Source organism: Actinacidiphila glaucinigra, assembly GCF_035918135.1.
GTDB classification, from domain to species: Bacteria; Actinomycetota; Actinomycetes; order Streptomycetales; family Streptomycetaceae; genus Actinacidiphila; species Actinacidiphila glaucinigra.
Map to the genome: position 1 here is coordinate 4,644,367 of NZ_CP109144.1, position 20,554 is coordinate 4,664,920.

A 20,554-nucleotide genomic window follows, 5' to 3' on the forward strand; every position below is an offset into this window, starting at 1 on the left:
GTGACCGCCTCCCCGCTTCGTCAGCGTGGTGAGCGGCTGCGTCAGCCGCCGCCTCCGTTGATGAAGCCGCCGCCGTTGTTGCCGCCGTTCTGGTCCGGGGCGAAGACCGTCAGGACGTCACCCGGCTTCACCGGGGTGCCCGGCCGCGGGTTCTGCTGCCGGACGATGGCGTTCGGGTCCTGCGACGAGCCGGGGGCCAACTGCAGCGTCATGCCGAGTTCCTGCGCGATGCCGTTGACCTCCGCGACCGTTTTGCCCTCCACGGGGGGCATCGCGTTGGTGGAGGGCGGCTTCGCGATGATCAGGGTGACCGTCTCGCCCGCCTTGATCGTGCTCCCGGCCGTCGGGTCGGTCCGGATGACCGTGCCCTGGGCGTGGTCGGCGGACTCCTCTTCGGTGCTGGTCACCTTCAGGCCGTCCGCCCGGAGGATCTGCGTGGCCTCCGCCTCGCTCTTGTTGCTCACGTCCCTGATCGTGACCTCTTCGGGCGCCACGGCCACGGTCAGCGTGATCGTCGTGCCCTTGGCGCGCTTCGCGCCGCCCTTGGGGTCCTGCTTGAGGACCGTGCCCTCGTCCTCGCTGGAGGTCTGGGACTGCTTGTCGACCTCGAAGCCCGCGTCCTTCAGCTCGCTCTCGGCGTCGTCGAAGGAGTCACCGGTGACGTCCGGGACGTCCACCTTCTCGGTGCCCTTGGAGAGCTGCAGGGTGACGGTCTGGTCCTTGGGGATCTTGCTGTTGGCCTCGGCCGACTGCTTGCAGACGCGGTCCTTGGGCTGGTCGGCACAGAAGATCGGATCGCCGAACGCGATGGTGACCTCACCGTTCGCCGCCTTCGTCTCTGCCTCGGACTTGGTCTCGCCGACGAACTGCGGGACGGACACCGTGCCGTCACCGCCGTTGCCGCCGCCGAACATCGCCTTGCCCATGAAGATCGCGCCGATCAGGACCAGGACGGCCGCGACGACCAGCAGGATCGTGGAGGTGTTGCTCTTCTTCGGCTTGCGCCGGCCGCTGCCCCCCTGGGGCTGGTCGTAGCCAAAGCCGCCGTCGTCGTCGCGCATGGGCGGCAGCATCGAGGTGCCGGCGTCCTGCTGGGGCGGGAGGGCCGTGGTGGGGGCGTCGTTGCCGTAGCCGCCGTAACCGCCGCCGTTGTAGCCGACGGAGCCCAGGGCGACCGTGGCGGCCACGGGCTGGCCGTCGAGGCAGGCCTCGATGTCGGCGCGCATCTCGTCGGCGGACTGGTAGCGGTAGTCCGGGTCCTTGGTCAGCGCCTTGAGCACGATGGCGTCCATCGCGGGCGAGACCTCGGGGTCGTAGACGCTCGGCGGCTGCGGCTCCTCGCGCACGTGCTGGTACGCCACCGCCACCGGGGAGTCGCCGACGAAGGGCGGTCGCACGGTGAGCAGCTCGTACAGCAGGCAGCCGGCGGAGTACAGGTCGGAGCGCGCGTCGACGCTCTCGCCCTTGGCCTGCTCCGGGGAGAGGTACTGGGCGGTGCCGATCACGGCCGCGGTCTGCGTCATGGTCATGCCGGAGTCGCCCATCGCGCGGGCGATGCCGAAGTCCATGACCTTGACCTGACCGTTCCGGGTCAGCATCACGTTCGCGGGCTTGATGTCGCGGTGCACGATGCCGGACCGGTGGCTGTACTCCAGGGCCTGGAGGATGCCGATGGTCATCTCCAGGGACCGCTCCGGCAGCAGCTTGCGGCCGGAGTGGAGCAGCTCGCGCAGGGTGGACCCGTCCACGTACTCCATGACGATGTACGGGATGGAGACCCCGTCGACGTAGTCCTCACCGGTGTCGTACACGGCGACGATCGACGGGTGGTTCAGCGAGGCGGCCGACTGGGCCTCACGGCGGAACCGGGCCTGGAAGGACGGATCGCGGGCGAGGTCCACCCGGAGCGTCTTCACGGCGACGGTGCGGCCGAGCCGGGTGTCATGGGCGATGTACACCTCGGCCATGCCACCACGGCCGAGCACCGAGCCCAGCTCGTACCGGCCGCCGAGGCGACGCGGCTCTTCCATAGCGCTTGCCCTTCCTAAACCGTCCGTGTGGCTGCTCGGGCATACCGTACCCGCCGCCGCGTGCCGATCCCGGTCCTCGCCGGTAGCCGATATACGACCGGTATCGCGACGTGCGACTTAGCGCACATTCATGGATACGGTGTGACCGGCCTCACTTGTTCAGCACGGCCTCCATGACGCTCTTGGCGATCGGCGCGGCGAAGCCGCCACCGGAGATGTCGCCGCGGTTCGCGCTGGCGTCCTCGACCACGACGGCGACGGCGACCGGGGAGCCATTGTCGGTCTTCGCGTATGAGATGAACCACGCGTAAGGCTTTTCACTGTTGTCCACGCCGTGCTGGGCGGTACCGGTCTTGCCACCGACGGTGACGCCGGGGATCTGGGCATTCTTGCCGGTGCCCTCGGTGACGACGGTCTCCATCATCTCCTGCAGCTTTCGCGCGTTGTCAGCGCTGAGCGGCTGCGAGAGCTCCTCGGCCTTGGTGTGCTCGACCACGGTGTTGTTGGGGGCTTGCAACTTGTCGACCATGTACGGCTGCATCAGCTTGCCGTCGTTGGCGATCGCCGAAGCCACCATCGCCATCTGCAGCGGGGTGGCGGCGGTCTCGAACTGGCCGATGGAGGACAGGGCCGTCTGCGGCTTGTCCATCTTGGTGGAGAAGTTGCTCGCCGCGACGCGGACCGGGATGAACTGCTCCTTGTTGAAGCCGAACTTCTCGGCCTCCTCGACCATCTTGTCGCGGCCGAGCGTCGCCCCGAGCTTGCCGAAGACGGAGTTGCACGAGACTCGCAGGGCCTCCCTCAGGGAGACGTTCTTGCAGGCGATGCCGCCCTCGTTCTTCAGTTCCTGGTTGGTGTCCGGGAGGATGTACGGCACCTCGGAGTCGGTCGGCTCGTCGATGCTGTCGTACAGCCCGTCCTGCAACGCCGCGGCCGCAGTGACGACCTTGAACGTCGAGCCCGGCGGGTAGGCCTGGCGCAGCGCCCGGTTGAGCATGGGCTCGTCGGGGTCGTTCTCCTTCTGCAGCGCGTTCCAGGCCTTGCTGTCCTTCTCCGAGTTGCCGGCGAAGGAGGAGGGGTCGTACGAGGGCGTGCTGGCCAGAGCCAGGATGGCGCCGGTCCGCGGGTCGATCGCGGCGACCGCGCCCTTCTTGTTCCCCAGGCCCTTGAAGGCGGCCCGCTGTGCCGCGCCGTTCAGCGTCGTGACGACGTCGCCGCCCTGCTTCTCCTTGCCGGACAGAATGTCGACAGTGCGCTTGAAGAAGAGCCGGTCGTCGTCGCCGGTGAGGATCGAGTCGTAGATCGACTCGAGTTGGGTGGAGCCGAAGGCCTGGGAGGCGTAGCCGGTGACCGGCGCCCACAGCGGGCCGTCCTTGAAGGTGGCCTTGTACTTGAAGTCGCTGCCGTTGGTCTCGGTGTGGCCGGTGATCGCCTTGCCGTCGACGAGTATGTCGCCGCGCGGGGTGGCGTACTGGTTGATCGCGACGCGGCGGTTGTGGGTGTTGGTCTTGAGCTCGTCGGCCTGCACGAACTGGAGGTAGTTCGCCCGGACGAGCATGGCGAGGACGAGCAGGCCGCAGAAGATGGCCACCCGTCGCAGGGGCTTGTTCACTGGACGCGCACCACCTGGGTCGGTTCGGCATCGGGGGATGTGGGGGCCGGGGCGGGCCTGCGTGCGGTGTCGCTGATCCGCAGTAGGATGCCCACGAGGGCCCAGTTGGCGATCACCGACGAGCCGCCGGCCGCGACGAACGGCATCGTCATACCGGTCAGCGGGATGAGGCCCATGACGCCGCCGGCGACGACGAAGACCTGGAGCGCGAAGGCGCCGGACAGGCCGATCGCCAGCAGCTTCCCGAAGGGGTCACGGGCGGCCAGCGCGGTGCGGACGCCCCGCTCCACGATCAGCCCGTAGACCAGCAGGAAGGCCATCAGGCCCGCCAGCCCCAGCTCCTCGCCGACGGTGGCGAGGATGAAGTCGGAGTTGGCGGCGAAGCCGATCAGGTCGGAGTTGCCCTGGCCGAGGCCGGTGCCGAGGATCCCGCCGGAGCCGAAGGACATCAGGGCCTGGGCGACCTGGTCGCTCGTGCCGTCCTTGAAGGCCGCGAACGGGTCCAGCCAGGCGTCGACGCGCTCCTGGACGTGGGGCTCGAAGGTGGCCACGCCGACGGCGCCGACGCCGGACATCAGCAGACCGAAGACGATCCAGCTGGTGCGCTCGGTGGCGACGTACAGCATCACGACGAAGAGGCCGAAGAAGAGCAGTGAGGTACCGAGGTCGGTCTCGAAGACCAGGATCAGGATACTCAGGCCCCAGATCACCAGGATCGGGCCGAGGTCGCGGCCGCGTGGCAGGTACAGGCCCATGAAGCGGCGGCTGGCGAGGGCCAGCGCGTCCCGCTTCACCATCAGGTAGCCGGAGAAGAAGATCGCGATGATGATCTTCGCGAACTCACCGGGCTGGATCGTGCCGACGCCGGGGATGCTGATCCAGATCTTTGCGCCGTTCACCGCCGGGAAGAACATCGGCAGGATCAGCAGTATCAGCGCCACCACCATCGAGATGTAGGTGTAGCGCTGCAGGATCCGGTGGTCCTTGAGGAAGACCAGCACCGCGACGAACAGGGCGACACCCACGGCCGAGTACAGCAGCTGCTTCGGGGTGTCCGGGCTGAAGGACCCGAACAGGGCCTCGGCACGCTGGTGGAGCCGGGGGGACTGGTCGAGCCGCCAGATGAAGACGAGGCCCATGCCGTTGAGCAGGGTCACCAGCGGAAGCAGCAGGGGGTCTGCGTAGGGCGCGAACTTGCGCACCGTCAGGTGCGCCACTCCGGCCAGCGCGGCAAGCCCGAGACCGTAGCCGAGCATGCCCGAGGGCAGCTCGTCAGTCGTCGCCAGCCCGACGTTCGCGTACGCGAAGACCGGGATCAGGACCGCGAAGACCAGGAGCGCGAGCTCCGTGTTGCGGCGGCTCGGTGCGCCGACCGACGTGATGGTCGTGGTGTTGGTGACAACGCTCATGCTGGACTGACGCCCCTCCTGCTCACTGCTAGTTGCCGGTCGGGCACTGTTGGGCCAGCGACTGGTCCTCGTCGGAGAGGCTGGGGCTGGTCGACGGGCTGCCGGAGGGGGTCGTGCTGGGCTTGGGGGAGCCGGACGCGTCCGAGGACGGGCTGCCGGTGGTCTTGCCGGTGGCGGTGTCGGCGCCCTTCTGCTCGTCCTTCTTGGCCTTCTCCGCCGCCGCTGCCTTGGACTTGTCGATGGCTTCGTTGGTCTGGCAGACCTTCGCCTGGTGCTCGAGCTCGTCCGCGGTCCTGCGCGCGTCGGCGAGGTCGCTGGCGGCGATCGTGGCCGTGACGTACTTGCGCTGGTTCTGCGGCAGGTACTTGAGTTCGATACCGGGGCGGTCCTCGTGGACCTTCGACAGGTTGACCCAGGCCAGCTTCTGCTCGATGCCCTGGTAGATCGCCGCGTGGTCGCCCTTGACGCCCACGTAGTACTGCGTCTGGGTCCAGCGGTACGCGCCGTACAGGCCGCCGCCGACGACACCGAGTACGACCAGCAGGACCAGTGAGCGCTTGAGCCACCGGCCGCGCTTGCGGGGCTTGTCCAGCTCCTCGTCCTCGAACGCGCCGAAGCCGTCCACCTGGGCGCCGACCTGCGGGTTCCCGCTGCCGGGCGGGCCGAAGGAACCCTCGGGGGCCGGGGGGCGGCCGAGCTCGGAGGCACGGCCGGCCGGGGTCTGCAGGTGCCGCGGGTCGGACACCGGCAGGTGGTGCCGGCTGTCGGCGACGGCGCCCACGACGACGGGCGTGTCGTGCAGCTGCGCGGCCAGGGTGTCGCCGTCGTCGATGTCCAGGACGTCGGCGACGATGCACGTGATGTTGTCGGGGCCGCCGCCGCGCAGAGCGAGCTGGATCAGCTCCTGCACGGTCTCGGCGGGCGCCTGGTACCCGGCGAGGGTGTCCTCGAGGGTCTGGTGGCTGACGACGCCGGACAGGCCGTCGGAGCAGATCAGGTAGCGGTCGCCGGCCCGGACCTCGCGGATCGACAGGTCGGGCTCGACCTGGCCGCGGCCGTCCAGGGCGCGCATCAGCAGCGAGCGCTGCGGGTGCGTGCCGGCCTCCTCCTCGGTGATCCGGCCCTCGTCGACGAGCCGCTGCACCCAGGTGTGGTCCTGGGTGATCTGGGTGAGCACGCCGTCGCGCAGCAGGTACGCGCGGGAGTCGCCGACGTGCACCAGACCGAGCCGCTGGCCGGTCCAGAGCAGGGCGGTGAGCGTGGTGCCCATGCCCTCCAGCTGCGGGTCCTCCTCGACCATGACGCGCAGCTGGTCGTTGGCACGCTGCACGGCGGTGGCGAGCGAGGTGAGGATGTCCGAGCCGGGGATGTCGTCGTCGAGGGGGACGAGGGTGGAGATCACCTCGGAGGAGGCGACCTCACCGGCGGCCTGGCCGCCCATGCCGTCGGCGATGGCGAGCAGCCGGGGGCCGGCGTAGCCGGAGTCCTCGTTGCCCTCCCGGATCATTCCCTTGTGCGAGCCGGCGGCGAAGCGCAGCGACAGAGTCATGCGCACCTCGCCCGTCGGCTCCGGGTACATCCGCACGCTGCCCACCCTCTCGCTCGCGCTCGCTGGCTGTGCTCGCCCATTGTGCGACTACTTCCGCAGCTCGATGACGGTCTTGCCGATGCGGATCGGCGCACCGAGCGGGATCGGGGTCGGCGTGGTGAGCCGGTTCCGGTCCATGAACGTGCCGTTGGTGGATCCCAGGTCCTCGACGATCCAGTTGCCGTCGCGGTCCGGGTAGATCCTGGCATGACGGCTGGACGCATAGTCGTCGTCGAGCACGATCGTGGAATCGTGCGCCCGGCCCAAGGTGATCGTCTGGCCCTGGAGCGCGACCGTGGTGCCCGCGAGCGAGCCCTCGGAGACCACCAGCTTGGTGGGGGCGCCGCGCCGGGCCCGGTTGTTGTTGTTCTGCTGCTGACGGCCCTGCGCAGCCTGCGCCGCCTGCTGGCGCTGCTGCGGAGGACGCGTCTGGGCCTCGCGGCGCCCGGCCGCGCGCTGGGTCACCCGGGTCCCGAACAGGTCGCTGCGGATGACCTGCACGGCCACGATGACGAACAGCCACAGTACGGCGAGGAAACCCAACCGCATGACCGTGAGGGTCAGCTCTGACATTGCCCCCGCTTCACCCTTCGGCTTGCCGGTACACGATGGTGGTACTGCCCACGACGATCCGTGAACCGTCGCGGAGCGTAGCGCGCTGAGTGTGCTGTCCGTCCACCACGATGCCGTTCGTGGACCCGAGGTCCACGACCGTGGAGGGCGATCCCGCCCTGATCTCGCAGTGGCGGCGGGACACACCGGGGTCGTCGACCCGGACGTCGGCCTCGGTGCTGCGGCCGAGGACCAGGGTCGGACGCGAGATCTGGTGGCGTGTGCCGTTGATCTCGACCCAGCGGCGTACGTTCATGCCCGCGCCACCGGGGGCCGTGGGGCCTCCTCCGGGGAGTCGGGTGACCGGCGCGGCGCCGGCGGGCGGACCGGCCGGCATCGGCGGCGGCCCCGCGGGGCGCTGCGGGTAGCCGTAGCCACCGCGGCCGGCAGGGGGCTGCTGTTGCTGCTGGTACTGCTGCTGCTGGGACTCGCTGGAGGCGAGGGTGCGGCTGCGCACCCGGTACAGGCCGGTGTCGAGGTCGTCGGCCTTCTCCAGGTTCACCTTGATGTTGCCCATGAAGGTGTAGCGCTGCTGCTTGGCGTAGTCGCGCACCATGCCGGCGAGCTCCTCGCCGAGCTGGGCGGCGTACGGGCTCAGGCGCTCGTAGTCGGAGGTGCTGAGCTCGACGATGAAGTCGTTGGGGACGACGGTGCGGTCCCGGTTCCAGATCGTCGCGTTGTTGTCGCACTCACGCTGCAGGGCACCCGCGATCTCCACGGGCTGGACCTCGGACTTGAACACCTTGGCGAAGGTGCCGTTCACGAAGCCCTCGAGACGCTGCTCGAACTTCTTGAGTACTCCCACGGTGCACCTCCCTCCTCGAGGTCCTGCGGTCGCGCACGGCGGTCCGCCGTGATCTTCCGGTCCGATCCTTCCGGTACTGCTTACTGATCGTATCCACGCACTGGGAAAACCGCTGGTTCCCCGGATGGTCCCGGGGGACCGGTGTCAACAGTGCCACGGTCCGCGGCCGCTCCCCCACAGGGATGGTAGAGGCGGCCCCTGCCAGTGTCCCGCAACAGAGGACGGTTCCCCTCGCTCGGGGGTGCCCGGAAACGGATGTGATTCCACCCTGAGCAGCGTGCTAATGTTCTCGATGTCGGAAGGCGCCGACGCACCGGACGGGGAAGACCCCAAGGTGTGAAGGACACCAGAAGACAACACCCATGCGCGGGTGGCGGAATAGGCAGACGCGCTGGATTCAGGTTCCAGTGCCCGAAAGGGCGTGGGGGTTCAACTCCCCCCTCGCGCACAGCGGAGTACCGAGACGGGCTCCCGGCAGTGACGAAAGTCGCAGTCGGGGGCCCGTTTTGCGTGTTGCGGCGGCCGGTCGCCGGCGGGTGCGTAACCGGGGCTTCAGCTCGGGGACGGCCGGGCGTTGCCTAGCCGCACGGGTCCGGCGGTGCGGGCGGTGCAGAAGAGTTGTCGAAGAGTGATCTTGGGTGCTCGGGCGGCCGGCTTGAGATGTCCGATTGATGTCCTGGTGTCGATGGGCCCGGTCCGCGCCGGCGGCCCCGCCCGAGCGGATCCAGGTCCACTGTCCGGCGGACGACAGCCGTGGACGGCCGCGAACCCGACGGGCCCCGGTCCCTGGTGGGAATGCGCGGCGAGGTCGATACGTATCCTGAGCTTTGCTCTTTTTTGCGACGCGATCGGGCAAAGCGCCCGTGGCGGGCGTCGTGACGGCGCGCCGCAACTGCGCCTGTCCTGCTCGGGCGGTGAAGCGGACGCCGCCCGGTGCGTCGAGGCCGGCCGGCTTGACCTGTGACGCCGGACTCCGCGGCGCCGCGGGACGACCCGCTTCGTGATGTGGGTCACATCATGGGCGGCGGCTATGCCGTCGGGAGTGGTTACCGGGTTCAGGACATCGACGGAGTGCACAGCAGCGTGTGATCCCTGAGATCGAAGTGATGGAACGACATGGCTCACATACGCATTGCGAGCGCTTTCTGGCCGGTGGCGGCGGCAGCCGGTGTGCTGGTGCTCGCCGGATGTTCCCAGGGCGACGGCGGCTCCGCCGCGCCCGCCGCGGCCGCCGGCCCGGGTGATCGCGCGCCGTCCTCGAAGGCCGCCGCCAACGGTGAACTGGCCGTTCCCGAGGGAGCCGACGAGGGCACCAGGCAGATCTACGTGTCGGAGAACGCCACTGCCGCGTGCATGCGGAAGAAGGGCTTCACCTACACCCCGCATGTGTCGGGCGTGGGAGCCGCCGAAATCCCGGTCGACGGGCAGGACTACGAGCTGGCGAAGAAGTACCGGGAGAAGTTCGGCTTCGGCTTCTTCGCGCCGGCTGTCTACCCGGACGACCCGACGGTTGCCGGCAGCAAGGCCCACGAGGCTCAGGACACCAACCCGGACAGGGCCTACCTCGACGCGTTGTCCCCGGCACAGCGGAAGGCCTACGACAAGGCCATGGGCACCGCGAAGCAACTCGCCAGCGGGAAGAAGGTGATGCTTCCGGGGTGCGTCAAGGAGGGGATCGAGAAGGGCTACGGGCCGGAGAAGTCCCAGGCCCAGCTCGACCGTGAGCGTGCCGAGAACGAGGAGCAGGACCGTGCCGCGAAGCAGGCGCTGAACGGGGATCCCCAGTTGATCTCCTTGGCGCAGCAGTTCGCCTCCTGCCTGCGCGACGAGGGCATCGCCGTGACGACGACCCAGCCGACCGCCATCGGGGACATGGTGAAGTTCGCGACGGTCTCGCTGACGCCGTCGAGCGGTGTCCAGAACATGGACGAGGAAGAAGGCCGGGCGAAGCTCACTCAGGAGATCGGGATCGCGCTGAAGGACCTGGAGTGCGGCAAGAACTTCCGCGCCGCGTACTTCCCCAAGCTGGCCAAGCACCCCTTCTCCGGGATGACCGGATGAGCCGGCGTCCGCCGGGCGGCCCGAGGGGGCGCGGCAGGCAGGTCGGGACGATCGTGGGCGTGGTCGCGCTCGTCGGCGCGGGCGGCTGGTTCGCCGGTACGCAGATGCAGTCGCCGGCCGACGCCGCCGCCTCGCGCCGGCCGCCTGAGGCGGGTCCGGTCACCGTCGCCGTGGAGCACCGGAAACTGACCGCGACCGTGATCGCGCAGGGCGGTGTGGAGTTCGGGGCACCGCACGGGGTGTCGCTGTCCGGGTCCGTCGGGTCCGCGGGCGGTTCCGGGGACGCCGAGGCGGCCCAGCGGGTCACCAAGCTTCCGCAGGCCGGTGCCACGCTGCGCGAGGGCAGCGTGCTGATGCAGGTGAACGGCCGTCCGGTGTTCGTGCTGCGCGGCTCGGTCCCGATGTACCGGGCCCTCGGCCCGAGCAGTTCGGGAGACGACGTCCGGCAGTTGCAGAGTGCGCTGCGCCGGATCGGGCACGATCCGGGGGCCGTCAGCGGGAACTACCGGCAGGGCACCGCGTCGGCGGTGGGCCGCTGGTATCAGGGCAAGGGGTTCCGGGCGCAGCAGCCCGGGGTCGCCGACCAGCAGCAGCTGGGCGACCTGGAGGCCGCCGTCACCGACGCGCAGCGCGCGGTCCTCGCGGCGCGGGGCGGCGGAGCCGACGCGGGGAGCGACGGCGGGGGCGAGGGCGGCAAGGGCGGTTCCGGAGCGTCGGGCCCGCCGGTCTCCGGTGAGGCGTCCGCCCTCGAACAGCGCGCCGCGCGGCAGCAGCTGGACCGGGCCAACGCGGCGCTGAGCGCGTTCACCGCCACCTACGGCACCGAGGTCCCGGCGGGGGAGGTCGTCTTCCTGCCCGAACTGCCGGTCCGGGTCGACAAGGTCAAGGTGCGCCTCGGTGACACCCCGGACGGCGAGGTCGCCACCGTGACCAGCTCCGACGTGGTGGTGCGGGCCGTCGTGCCCGGGGCCGACGGCGCCGTGCTGCGCGAGGGAATGGAGGCCCGGATCGAGACGGCGGACGGCACCCGTGTGCGCGGCGTCGTGGCGGAGGTCGGCGGCACCGGACCGCAGGCGGATGCCGGAGAGGACGCGGACGGCACCAGCGGAGAGGAGAAGGAAGCGAAGGAGGAGGACGAGGCCGGGTCCGAGCCCGATGCCGGCGCCGACCCGTCTGCTCCGGTGCAACTGGTGATCTCGGTTCCCGACCCCGGCCCCTTGAAGAACCAGTCAGGCGGCACCGCCAAGGTGACCATCGAGGTGGGCACCTCGAAGGGCGCCGTCCTGGTGGTGCCGGTGGCCGCGGTGCACACCAGCGCGGACGGCAGGGCGCGGGTGCGGGTGCAGCGCGACGGCGGTGTCGTGAACGTACCCGTCACCGTGGGGCTGTCGGCCGCCGGGCAGGTCGAGGTGAGGGCGGACGGCGGTTCGCTGGACGAGGGCGACCAGGTGGTGGTCGGACGGTGAGGCTCAGACCCGTACCGCCCCGCCCGGCCCCTGAACAGGCGCCGGACGCGGGCACCGTGATCCGGCTCAGCGGCCTGGGCCGGGTGTTCGACGCCGACCCTCCGGTGCACGCGCTGCGCGACGTGCACCTGGAGGTCAGGAGGGGGGAGCATCTGTCGATCGTCGGTCCTTCGGGGTCGGGGAAGTCCACGCTGCTCAACACCCTGGGCCTGCTGGACCGGCCCACCTCGGGCAGCTACTGGCTGGACGGGGTGCTGACCAACGCCCTGGGCGACCGGGAGCGGACCGCGCTGCGGGGCAGCCGCATCGGGTTCGTGTTCCAGTCCTTCCACCTGCTGCCGTACCGGACGGTCGACGAGAACGTCATGCTCGCCGAGACCTACCGGGCGCCTCGCCCGGGCCGCGGGCGCCGCACCCGGGCCGAGCGGGCCCGGGCCGCGCTGACCCGGGTGGGCCTCGCGCACCGCTTCGGCTTCCTGCCGGGACGGCTCTCCGGCGGCGAACGGCAGCGGGTGGCCATCGCCCGCGCCCTGATGGGCGAGCCCGCCATGCTGCTGTGCGACGAGCCGACCGGCAACCTCGACAGCGAGAACACCGAATCCGTGCTGGCGCTCTTCGACGAACTGCAGGCCCAGGGCATGACGTTGCTCGTGATCACGCACGACGACGCCGTCAGCGGGCGCGCGAGCAGACGGGTGCGGATCCGCGACGGCCGGCTCAGTCAGGAGAGCGCATGACCACCGGCGTCCACCGCGTCCACCGGGTCCGGCGCCGGGACGGGCACGAGCGTCCGTGGATGGACCCGCGGGACCTGTGGTCGGAGTCGCTGGCCGGGGTGCTCGCCCGCCCGGTGCGCTCGGCACTGACCACCTTGGGCACGGTGCTGGGCATCGGCACCCTGGTCATCACGATCGGCGTGGCGTCCACGGCGGCGAACCAGATCGTCGGCCGCTTCGACGCCCTCACCGCCACCTCCGTGACCGTCGCCGTGCCCGCTCCGCCGTCGGGATCCACCGATTCCACACTGGTCGAGTGGTCCGGTGTCGACGCCGTCGAGCGGCTCGCGGGAGTGGAGTCCGCCGCCGCGCTGTGCGACTCCGAGGGCAGCGCGAACGTCCAGGTACGGGCGAACGACGTGGTCGCCCCCGGCGCGCTGACCGAGCAGACCCTGGCGGTCGTCGCGGCCACCGCCGGACTGCCGGAGGCCGTCCGGGGCACGATGGCCAGCGGCCGCTTCTTCGACACCGGTGACGTCGCACGCCACGACCGGGTCGCCGTCCTCGGCGACCAGGCCGCACGGCTGCTCGGCATCGACGACGTGCGGGACGCCCCCGCCGTCTTCTTCAAGGGCCAGTCGTACACGGTGATCGGCGTCCTCGGCGGATTCCGGCGCGAGACGCGGCTGTCCGCCTCGGTGATCCTGCCGCCGACCACGGCGGCGGACCGGATGGGGCTGAAGGACGTGACCCGCGTCCTGGTCAACACCTCGCTCGGCGCGGCCCGGCAGGTCGCCCGGCAGGCCCCGATCGCGCTCGCCCCCGGACACGAGGAGGCGCTCACCGTGACCGCGCCGCCGGACCTTTCCAAGGCGAGGAAGGGCGTCGAGGGTGACGTCAACGGCCTCTTCCTGGTGCTCGGGCTGGTCTCGCTGGTCGTGGGGGCCATCGGCATCGCCAACGTCACGCTCGTCACCGTCATGGAACGGATCGGCGAGATCGGGCTACGGCGCGCTCTTGGCGCGTCCAGACATCAGGTGGCCGGGCAGTTCCTGGCGGAGTCCACCACCATCGGGCTCCTCGGCGGCATCGTCGGCGCGGCTCTCGGCGTGGTGGTCGTCGTCTCCGTGGCGGCCGTGAAGCACTGGACACCCGTCCTCGACCTCCGCCTGGCCCTCGGAGCCCCGGTGGCCGGCGCCCTCGTCGGGCTGCTGGCCGGCCTCTACCCCTCACTGCGCGCCGCCCGCATGGAACCCGTCGACGCCCTCCGTGCCCCCTCGTAAGGCCCACTCGATGACGTTATGCGACGTTGCCCGACCCCTTGAGGCGTGCAGGACCACAGGCCTGCGGAAGTCGGGCGGAGCGCCTTGTCGATGAAGACGGAAGTGGCGATGGCAAGCGGAACGAGAACACGATGGCGGGGACGACACAGTGAACGGCGCGGAGGCGGATTTCGAGGAGTTCGTTTCCGCGCGCGGCCAGCGGCTGCTCAAGGTCGCCTGGCTGCTCACGGGCGACGCGCACCTGGCGGAGGACCTGCTGCAGACGGTACTGGCGAAGGTCTGGCCGAAATGGGAGTCCATCGCCGACGGGAATCCGGAGGCGTACGTTCGCAAGGCCCTGGTCAACACGCATCTGTCGTGGTGGCAGCGGCGCTGGCGCGGCGAGGTACCCCACGCACACGATCGTCTGGCGACGCTGGCGGGCCCTGGTGCGGGGGCCGTCGACGACTTCGCCTCCGTGGACCTGGAGCAGTCCTTGTCGGACGTCGTGCGGCTGCTGCCGCCTCGGCAGCGGGCCGTGGTCGTATTGCGCTATTTCGAGGACCTGAGTGTGGAGGAGACCGCACGAGTGCTGGGCTGCCGGCCCGGCACGGTCAGGAGTCACACGTTGAAGGCGCTGGCCATGCTGCGCGCTCGGCTGGCGTCCGCTCCCGGCCCGGTGGAAAGCGGTGAGCGGCATGCGCAGCGAGCCTGAGAGGGAGCCTCGGGAGATGGAGCGGGATCTCCCGGTCCTCCTGGAACGCATCCTGCCCCAGCTGGCCCTGCCCTCCGACCGTATGGCGCAGGTCAGGCGGCGGATTCGGCAGCGCAGGCGGCGCAGGCGGCTGGCCGCGACCGCCTCGGTGCTCGCCGTGGGATGCGCCGTCGTCGCGACCGTCCTCTCGCCGGCGGCCTTCGGCCCGGAACGCCGCGCCGTACCGGCCGCCGCCCCCACGGTGGATCAGGGATTCGCGAAGGTGCGCCTGGAGGATCCCCTGGAGGGGGTGACCGTGTACCTGCCGGCGACCTGGCACAGTCTGTCCGTCAGGGACGACCACGGGGCCGCGGCCGGTTTCGTGTCGTCCCAGAAGCTTCGCGCACCGGGAGACGGCACGTGTCCCAGCATCACCGATGCCGTGCTGACCGCGTGCCCGCCTCTCGCCGGGCTGGACGAGGACGGTGTGCTGATCACGTTCCTGAGCGGTGACGCGAACAGGACCGGCGACGCCGGGTCGTTGGCTCTGGGGGTCCCCGTCCCCGCCGACGGGAACTGCCGTGCTGTCGGCGGCGACCGCCAGATGACGGGCCGGGCGCACGGCAGGTCGCCCGGCTCCGCACAGGGCCCGGACATGAAGATCGACGTCTGTCTGAAGAAACCGTCGCAGCTGACGCTCGTGACAGTGTCGAAGGTGCTGACCCTGCTGGGAGTCTCGACCGACCAGGGGTGACCGCCCGGCCGCCGAGGCCGCCGCCGGTGTCGCGTACGCCGGCGCGCGGTTCACCAGCCGACGTGACGGGCGTCCTGCTCGCCGACGGGGGGCTCGCCCCCGGCCTCGGCGAAGGCCTGGAGGGCCTGGACGAGGTGGCGGCGCTGCCCCGGGGGCATGGCGTCGACGATGCGGGCGATCTCGGCCCGGCGGCGCTCCGTGACGTCGTTCACGGTGCGCCGCCCGGTCGCCGTCAGCGAGATGACCGTCGTGCGCCGGTCGGTGGGGGAGGCGCCGCGCGCGACCATGTCGACCGCCACGAGGCGGTCCAGCATGCGCAGCGCCGTGGAGGGCTGGACGCCCAGTTCCGCGGCGAGCTGCGAGAGGTTCAGCGCCCCGTGGCTCTCGAGGACGACCAGCATGCGCAGTTGGGGCAGGGTCAGCGCCTCCTCCACCGCGGCGAGTGAGCGGGCGGAGACCGCGACGAGGAGCCGGGACGCGGTCAGCAGGGCACTGACCATCTCCTCGGCGGTGCTCCCGGGGTCGTCGGCGTCGGAGGGGGAGTCGGACGATGCGCGGGAGCCGGTGGCCATGCGTCCTTTCTACCGCCCCCGCGGCCGTCGTACGGGTGTGTACGACACTCAGGTGAACCGGTGCGGCGCCGGGAACCCGCGCCCCGGGAGATCCGTTGAGCCATTGGGCAAAGGAATCGTCAAGGGGCGCGGCCCGCGCCGGAATGAGCAGGGAGATCCCATGGGTGTCAGCCTTTCCAAGGGCGGCAATGTCTCGCTGACGAAGGAGGCCCCGGGACTGACCGCGGTCACCGTCGGTCTGGGCTGGGACGTCCGTACGACCACGGGTACCGACTTCGACCTCGACGCGAGCGCGCTTCTGGTCAACGCCGAGAGCAAGGTCGTCTCCGACAAGCACTTCGTGTTCTTCAACAACCTGAAGAGCCCGGAGGGCTCGGTGGAGCACACCGGCGACAACCTCACCGGCGAGGGCGAGGGCGACGACGAGCAGGTGAAGGTGAACCTGGTCACCGTGCCGGCCGAGGTCGAGAAGATCGTCTTCCCGGTGTCGATCTACGACGCCGAGACCCGCCAGCAGTCGTTCGGCCAGGTGCGCAACGCCTTCATCCGCGTGGTGAACCAGGCCGACAACAACGAGCTCGCCCGCTACGACCTGTCCGAGGACGCCTCGACGGAGACGGCGATGGTCTTCGGCGAGCTGTACCGCAACGGCGCCGAGTGGAAGTTCCGCGCCGTCGGCCAGGGTTACGCCTCGGGCCTGCGCGGTATCGCGCAGGACTTCGGCGTCAACCTGTGAGGTAGCCGTACGCCCGGCCGCACGGGCAGATACGACGCGGGGGCCGCGTGGCGCACGCCACGCGGCCCCGGCGCGTTTCCGGGCGGTCGCGACGGGGGTCAGGCGACGCGCGCCGCGAGCTCCTTGGCCTTGGCGGCGGCCTGCTCGTGGGCCTTGGTCCGCGAGAGGTCGGAAGCCTCGATGAGGCCTGACATCGCCGGGACCGCGCGGGCCAGGGTGAGCTCGGGGACGATGAACTCGACGTTCGTGATGCCGAGGCAGCCCTGGAGGACCTTCTCCAGGTAGCTGGTCACGAACTCGTAGTCCTCGCGAGGGGTGCCGGGGCCGTAGCCGCCGCCGCGGCTGGCCACCACGACGACCGGGGTGTCCGCGGCGGTGGGCTGCTCGCCCGCGGTCCGGCCCAGGATGATCACCTGGTCGAGCCAGGCCTTGAGGGTGCTGGGGATCGAGAAGTTGTACATCGGCGCGCTGATCAGCAGGGCGTCGGCCCGTTCGAGTTCGTCGGCCAGCTCGCCGCGCAGCGGGTGCTCGGCTCCGGCCACGTAGTGGGTCGCGTCCAGGTGCGGCACGGGCTCGGCGTTCAGGTCGCGGTAGATCACGACGCCGCCCGGGTGCTGGGCCTCCCACTCCTTGCGGAAGGAGTTCGCCACGTCCCGGGACGCGGAGGTCTCGGAGGGCCAGATGGACGAGTCGATGTGCAGCAGCGTGGGCATGGGGGTGCCTCCACTTCCGTAAAGTTCGGAGTGAAAAATTCGTACGCAGCTATTGGTACCACAGGACCTTACTTTTCTGCAGCACGTGACGACATGCCGGGTACCCTTGTGCTCATGGGACAGGGGACTGAGCCGGCCGCGCACGACGCGGAGCCGTGCGCCAAGGTCGACGTCGGGCTCACCCGCGTCTTCGGGATCCTCGGCAAGCGCTGGAGCGGCCTGATCGTGGCCGTCCTCACGCAGCGGCCGGCGTACTTCGTCGAGCTGCGCCGGGCCATCCCCAAGATCAGCGAACGGATGCTCTCCGACCGGCTCACGGAGCTGGCCGAGGCGGGCATCGTCGTCCGCGAGGTGGATCCCGGGCCCCCGCTGCGGGTGAGCTACCGGCTCACCGAGGCGGGCGAGGCGCTCGGACCGGCCCTGGGGGAGCTGGGGTCGTGGGCCGAGAAGTACCTCCCCGACGGTGCCGCCGCCTGCACCGAGGGCGCCGAAGCCTGCCGCTGAGGGCGGTGGCGTCCGGCTGACTCCCGGTCAGCCCTGCTGCCTGGCGGCGTCGTTGTAGCGCGTCAGGTAGGCGGCGAACCGCGCCAGGTCCGTGTCGTCCCAGTCCGCCAGCCGCCCGCACACGGTGCGCCGCGCCGCGCGGGTCGCTTCCGCGAGCACGGCCGCGCCCGCCGTGGTCGGCAGCAGCACCTGGACGCGGTGGTCGGCGGGGTCGGGGCGCCGCTCGACGAGGCCCAGCCGCTCCAGGGTGGCGATCTGGCGGCTGACCGTCGACTTGTCGAGCAGGAACGCCTGCGCCAGGTCCGTGGCCCGGCAGTCCCGGCGCTCGCTCATGTGGGCCAGCAGTGTGTACGCGACCAGGGACAGCTTCGGGTGCATGCGGGCCGCCGCGGCGCGTGCCCGGCGGGCGAACGCGGTCATCTCGCGATGGATCGTCTCGACGGAGGCGTCTTTCCCGGCCTGCATACTTGTAGGTTACATCTGGGTGGACAGGGGCGGTTTCCGCCGATTCACCCCCTCTGGTCAGCCGGGCAGCGCCAGCTCGAACCAGACGACCTTGCCGACCGCCTTGCGGCTGGTGCCCCAGCGCCGGGAGAGGTTGCTGACCAGGGCCAGGCCCCGGCCCTCCTCGTCGTCGGCGTCCGCGCGGCGCAGCTGCGGCAGGTTGTGATCGTCGTCGCTGACCTCGACCAGCAGCTTGCCGACCCGCATCAGCCGTAGCGACACCTCGTGCGAGCCGACCCGCAGCGCGTTGGTCACCAGCTCGCTGACCAGCAGCTCGGTCAGGTCGCTGAGCCCCTGCAGCCCCCACCGAGCCAACTGCTCGCGGGTGAGCGCGCGGGCCCGCCGGACGTCGGAGAGGTCCATCGCCAGCTGCCACTCGGCGACGTCCTCGGGCGGGATGCCCTGGAAGTTGGCGACCAGCAGCGCCACGTCGTCGCGGCGGTCGTCGGAGTGGACACGGCTGAGGATCTGCTCGCAGACGTCCTCGGGGGTCTGCTGCGGCTCGATGACGTTGGAGCACAGCGCCGCCAGGCCGGCGTCTATCCCCTGGCCGCGTACCTCGACCAGGCCGTCGGTGCACAGGACCAGCCAACTGCCGTCCGGGACCGGGATCTCGACCGTCTCGAAGGGCACGCCGCCGACGCCGATCGGGGCGCCCTTGGGGATCTGCAGCAGTTCGCTGCGGCCGTCGTGCCGGGCCAGTACGGGAGGGATGTGGCCCGCGTTGGCCAGTGTCAGGGAGCGGTGGATCGGGTCGTAGACCGCGTACACGCACGTCGCGAGGTGCTCGGCGCCGAGGCGGTGGGCGAGGTTGTCCAGGTGCCGCAGCAGCTGCGCGGGCGGCAGGTCGAGCGCGGCCATCGTGATCACGGAGGTGCGGAACTGGCCCATCACGGCCGCCGACAGCAGACCGTGGCCCATGACGTCGCCGACGATCAGCGCCACGCGCCCGCCGGGCAGCTGGATGGCGTCGAACCAGTCGCCGCCGACCTGGGCCTGGCGGTCACCGGGCATGTAGTGGTGGGCGATCCGCACCCCGGGGATACGGGGCGGGCGGGTCGGCATCATGCTGCGCTGCAAGGTCGCGGCGGCGCGCGACTCCAGCCGGTGCAGCCGGGCGTTGTCCAGGTGCACGGCGCCCCGGGCGGCGACCTCGGCGGCGGTCGCGGCGTCCTTGGCGTCGAAGGGACGGCGCCCGGGGTGGCGCAGGAAGCACATCCGCCCCAGTACGGTGCCGCGCGCGGTGAGCGGTACGACGACCATCGACCGCTCGGGAAGTAACGGGCCGAGCCCGGGGACACCCAGGTCGAGCGCGATGTCCCGGGCGAGCGCGGGGTCTATCACCGGTACGAGCAGCGGCTCGCCCAGCCGTGGGGTGGAGTCGGCCGGCAGCGGGATCAGCTCGCCCTCCGGCAGGGCGGCCGCCCAGGGTCCGGGGGTGGTGTCGGTGTGGGCCACGGCGACCCGGCGGGCGATGATCGTGTCCCCGGACAGGTCGTCCTTCGGCGGCTCGGTGTCGGAGAACAACTGGTCGACGACGAGGACGGCGGCGAAGTCGGCGAAGCGCGGCACGGTGACGGCGCACAGCTCGCGGGCGGTCGTCTCCAGGTCGAGGGTCGTGCCCACCTTCGCCCCGGTCTCCCGCAGCAGGGCCAGCTGCTCGTCCAGTACGTGGCCCGGGGCGAGCGAGGGGCTGGGGGCGGCCACGGGGACCGGCGCCGGCGCCGGGACGTCGGCGCGCGGGCCCGGCAGCAGCTCCGGGTGCGGGGCGGGCCGGGTGGGGCGGGCGGTGCGGCCGGTGGCGGGGTTCTCGGGGTGCGGGGCCACGGTCGTGCCGTACTCCTCGGGGAGCACCGGGAGCAGCACCGTGCCGTCGACCTCCACCGCCGGGTAGCCCAGGGGCACGATCTGGCGGACGATCCGGTCCAGCCGGCCCGCGCTGACCCGGGGCAGCACCGAGCCCAGCCGGCCGGTCAGGTGCTCGGCGTGCGCGGGGTCCGCGACCGGGGCGAGGCGCGGGGTGATGCGGACGGCGCCGCGGGCGGCGGTGCCGTCGGCGGTGTAGGGCAGCAGGTGGTCGCCGAGCGCGAGGCGCGGCCCGGTGTCGCGCAGCGGACGGGCGTTGGCGGCGATCACCAGCAGGCTCCGGCCGGCCGGCTCCATGATCCGGTAGGACCACCACACCACGTCCTTGACGCCGCCGTCGCGGTCGGTGGTGGGCAGCGCGCCGGCCCAGGCGGACCGGGTGAGGTCGTCCAGCACCTCCAGGGCGTCCTGCTCGCCCGGGTGCCGGCCCGCGGTGTGCGGCAGCAGGCCGGCCGCCGGCCGGCCGAACACGCCCTCCCAGCGGTGGCCGAAGAGCTCCTCGGCACCGCGGTTCCAGTACGAGACGTCGCCGTCGGGACCGACGCAGAGCACGGCGAGGCGCACGAGCGCGGAGACGCCGGTGGCTGCGAGCGGGGTCGTGGTCGTGGGAAGCCTGGTCATCTCGTCCAACGTCGGGCACCTGAGGTTCG

Annotated in this window: 18 protein-coding genes and 1 tRNA gene; 9 read left to right on the forward strand and 10 right to left on the reverse strand. The window is 71.1% G+C overall.

What is annotated here, in order from left to right; all coding sequences use genetic code 11:
* Positions 1-41 precede the first annotated feature (41 nt).
* The 6 genes from pknB to OIE69_RS20780 all read right to left on the reverse strand — a co-directional run bounded on the left by pknB (position 42) and on the right by OIE69_RS20780 (position 8,056).
* Entirely contained in the window at positions 42-2,030 is a 1,989-nt protein-coding gene (gene pknB, locus OIE69_RS20755) for a Stk1 family PASTA domain-containing Ser/Thr kinase (RefSeq protein ID WP_326573701.1), read from the reverse strand.
* Between the two features lie 151 nt (positions 2,031-2,181).
* The gene (locus OIE69_RS20760; RefSeq protein ID WP_326573703.1) at positions 2,182-3,642 is read right to left on the reverse strand and encodes a peptidoglycan D,D-transpeptidase FtsI family protein; all 1,461 of its coding nucleotides are present in this window, start codon (positions 3,640-3,642) and stop codon (positions 2,182-2,184) included.
* Positions 3,639-5,051, reverse strand: coding sequence for an FtsW/RodA/SpoVE family cell cycle protein (locus OIE69_RS20765; RefSeq protein WP_326573705.1), 1,413 nt, complete (start codon positions 5,049-5,051; stop codon positions 3,639-3,641). The genes OIE69_RS20760 and OIE69_RS20765 overlap by 4 nt, the downstream gene beginning before the upstream one ends.
* A gap of 28 nt (positions 5,052-5,079) precedes the next feature.
* Positions 5,080-6,630 (reverse strand): PP2C family protein-serine/threonine phosphatase, encoded by a 1,551-nt coding sequence (locus OIE69_RS20770; protein ID WP_326581304.1) that lies wholly within the window; start codon positions 6,628-6,630, stop codon positions 5,080-5,082.
* 57 nt (positions 6,631-6,687) lie between these two features.
* The gene (locus tag OIE69_RS20775) at positions 6,688-7,212 is read right to left on the reverse strand and encodes an FHA domain-containing protein FhaB/FipA (protein ID WP_089229103.1); all 525 of its coding nucleotides are present in this window, start codon (positions 7,210-7,212) and stop codon (positions 6,688-6,690) included.
* Positions 7,213-7,222: 10 nt separating this feature from the next.
* Entirely contained in the window at positions 7,223-8,056 is an 834-nt protein-coding gene (locus tag OIE69_RS20780) for a DUF3662 and FHA domain-containing protein (RefSeq protein WP_326573708.1), read from the reverse strand.
* Positions 8,057-8,420: 364 nt separating this feature from the next.
* On the opposite strand from OIE69_RS20780, the gene OIE69_RS20785 reads away from it, so the two are divergent.
* The 7 genes from OIE69_RS20785 (at position 8,421) to OIE69_RS20815 (ending at position 15,009) form a co-directional block, all read left to right on the forward strand.
* Positions 8,421-8,504: transfer RNA gene (locus OIE69_RS20785), tRNA-Leu, on the forward strand.
* Between the two features lie 668 nt (positions 8,505-9,172).
* Positions 9,173-10,117 carry a hypothetical protein gene (locus tag OIE69_RS20790; RefSeq protein ID WP_326573710.1) on the forward strand — a complete coding sequence of 315 codons (945 nt, stop codon included), beginning with the start codon at positions 9,173-9,175 and terminating at the stop codon, positions 10,115-10,117.
* Positions 10,114-11,583: a peptidoglycan-binding domain-containing protein gene (locus tag OIE69_RS20795; protein ID WP_326573711.1), complete on the forward strand. Its 1,470-nt coding sequence runs from the start codon at positions 10,114-10,116 to the stop codon at positions 11,581-11,583. Before OIE69_RS20790 ends, OIE69_RS20795 begins: the two co-directional genes overlap by 4 nt.
* Entirely contained in the window at positions 11,580-12,320 is a 741-nt protein-coding gene (locus OIE69_RS20800) for an ABC transporter ATP-binding protein (RefSeq protein WP_326573713.1), read from the forward strand. Before OIE69_RS20795 ends, OIE69_RS20800 begins: the two co-directional genes overlap by 4 nt.
* Positions 12,317-13,582 (forward strand): ABC transporter permease, encoded by a 1,266-nt coding sequence (locus OIE69_RS20805; RefSeq protein ID WP_326573715.1) that lies wholly within the window; start codon positions 12,317-12,319, stop codon positions 13,580-13,582. Before OIE69_RS20800 ends, OIE69_RS20805 begins: the two co-directional genes overlap by 4 nt.
* 148 nt (positions 13,583-13,730) lie before the next feature.
* A complete protein-coding gene (locus OIE69_RS20810) occupies positions 13,731-14,276 on the forward strand; it encodes a SigE family RNA polymerase sigma factor (RefSeq protein WP_326573717.1) in 546 nt (181 codons plus the stop codon).
* Between the two features lie 16 nt (positions 14,277-14,292).
* Positions 14,293-15,009 (forward strand): hypothetical protein, encoded by a 717-nt coding sequence (locus tag OIE69_RS20815; RefSeq protein WP_326573719.1) that lies wholly within the window; start codon positions 14,293-14,295, stop codon positions 15,007-15,009.
* 50 nt (positions 15,010-15,059) lie between these two features.
* On the opposite strand, the gene OIE69_RS20820 is transcribed toward OIE69_RS20815, so the two are convergent.
* Positions 15,060-15,581, reverse strand: coding sequence for a MarR family winged helix-turn-helix transcriptional regulator (locus OIE69_RS20820; RefSeq protein WP_326573721.1), 522 nt, complete (start codon positions 15,579-15,581; stop codon positions 15,060-15,062).
* 160 nt (positions 15,582-15,741) lie between these two features.
* Here OIE69_RS20820 and OIE69_RS20825 point away from each other — a divergent pair, with 160 nt between their 5' ends.
* Complete coding sequence (locus OIE69_RS20825) at positions 15,742-16,317, forward strand: TerD family protein (RefSeq protein ID WP_089227558.1); 576 nt, start codon at positions 15,742-15,744, stop codon at positions 16,315-16,317.
* A gap of 98 nt (positions 16,318-16,415) precedes the next feature.
* Here the strand turns inward: OIE69_RS20825 and OIE69_RS20830 are convergent, their stop codons facing one another.
* On the reverse strand, positions 16,416-17,030 hold the full coding sequence (locus OIE69_RS20830; RefSeq protein ID WP_326573724.1) for an FMN-dependent NADH-azoreductase: 615 nt from the start codon (positions 17,028-17,030) through the stop codon (positions 16,416-16,418).
* A 114-nt stretch (positions 17,031-17,144) separates the two neighbouring features.
* Here OIE69_RS20830 and OIE69_RS20835 point away from each other — a divergent pair, with 114 nt between their 5' ends.
* On the forward strand, positions 17,145-17,534 hold the full coding sequence (locus OIE69_RS20835) for a winged helix-turn-helix transcriptional regulator (RefSeq protein ID WP_326573726.1): 390 nt from the start codon (positions 17,145-17,147) through the stop codon (positions 17,532-17,534).
* Positions 17,535-17,561: 27 nt separating this feature from the next.
* Here the strand turns inward: OIE69_RS20835 and OIE69_RS20840 are convergent, their stop codons facing one another.
* On the reverse strand, positions 17,562-17,999 hold the full coding sequence (locus OIE69_RS20840; protein WP_326573728.1) for a MarR family winged helix-turn-helix transcriptional regulator: 438 nt from the start codon (positions 17,997-17,999) through the stop codon (positions 17,562-17,564).
* Between the two features lie 57 nt (positions 18,000-18,056).
* On the reverse strand, positions 18,057-20,525 hold the full coding sequence (locus OIE69_RS20845; protein ID WP_326573730.1) for a SpoIIE family protein phosphatase: 2,469 nt from the start codon (positions 20,523-20,525) through the stop codon (positions 18,057-18,059).
* Positions 20,526-20,554: the final 29 nt, after the last annotated feature.

Excerpts from the sequence above, each read along its gene's own strand:
- OIE69_RS20765 (WP_326573705.1), bottom strand. The coding sequence starts at position 5,051 with ATGAGCGTTGTCACCAACACCACGACCATCACGTCGGTCGGCGCACCG.
- OIE69_RS20795 (WP_326573711.1), top strand. The coding sequence starts at position 10,114 with ATGAGCCGGCGTCCGCCGGGCGGCCCGAGGGGGCGCGGCAGGCAGGTC.
- OIE69_RS20830 (WP_326573724.1), bottom strand. The coding sequence starts at position 17,030 with ATGCCCACGCTGCTGCACATCGACTCGTCCATCTGGCCCTCCGAGACC.
- OIE69_RS20845 (WP_326573730.1), bottom strand. The coding sequence starts at position 20,525 with ATGACCAGGCTTCCCACGACCACGACCCCGCTCGCAGCCACCGGCGTC.
- OIE69_RS20770 (WP_326581304.1), bottom strand. The coding sequence starts at position 6,630 with ATGTACCCGGAGCCGACGGGCGAGGTGCGCATGACTCTGTCGCTGCGC.
- OIE69_RS20790 (WP_326573710.1), top strand. The coding sequence starts at position 9,173 with ATGGCTCACATACGCATTGCGAGCGCTTTCTGGCCGGTGGCGGCGGCA.
- OIE69_RS20815 (WP_326573719.1), top strand. The coding sequence starts at position 14,293 with ATGGAGCGGGATCTCCCGGTCCTCCTGGAACGCATCCTGCCCCAGCTG.
- OIE69_RS20805 (WP_326573715.1), top strand. The coding sequence starts at position 12,317 with ATGACCACCGGCGTCCACCGCGTCCACCGGGTCCGGCGCCGGGACGGG.
- OIE69_RS20820 (WP_326573721.1), bottom strand. The coding sequence starts at position 15,581 with ATGGCCACCGGCTCCCGCGCATCGTCCGACTCCCCCTCCGACGCCGAC.
- pknB (WP_326573701.1), bottom strand. The coding sequence starts at position 2,030 with ATGGAAGAGCCGCGTCGCCTCGGCGGCCGGTACGAGCTGGGCTCGGTG.
- OIE69_RS20840 (WP_326573728.1), bottom strand. The coding sequence starts at position 17,999 with ATGCAGGCCGGGAAAGACGCCTCCGTCGAGACGATCCATCGCGAGATG.
- OIE69_RS20775 (WP_089229103.1), bottom strand. The coding sequence starts at position 7,212 with ATGTCAGAGCTGACCCTCACGGTCATGCGGTTGGGTTTCCTCGCCGTA.
- OIE69_RS20825 (WP_089227558.1), top strand. The coding sequence starts at position 15,742 with ATGGGTGTCAGCCTTTCCAAGGGCGGCAATGTCTCGCTGACGAAGGAG.
- OIE69_RS20835 (WP_326573726.1), top strand. The coding sequence starts at position 17,145 with ATGGGACAGGGGACTGAGCCGGCCGCGCACGACGCGGAGCCGTGCGCC.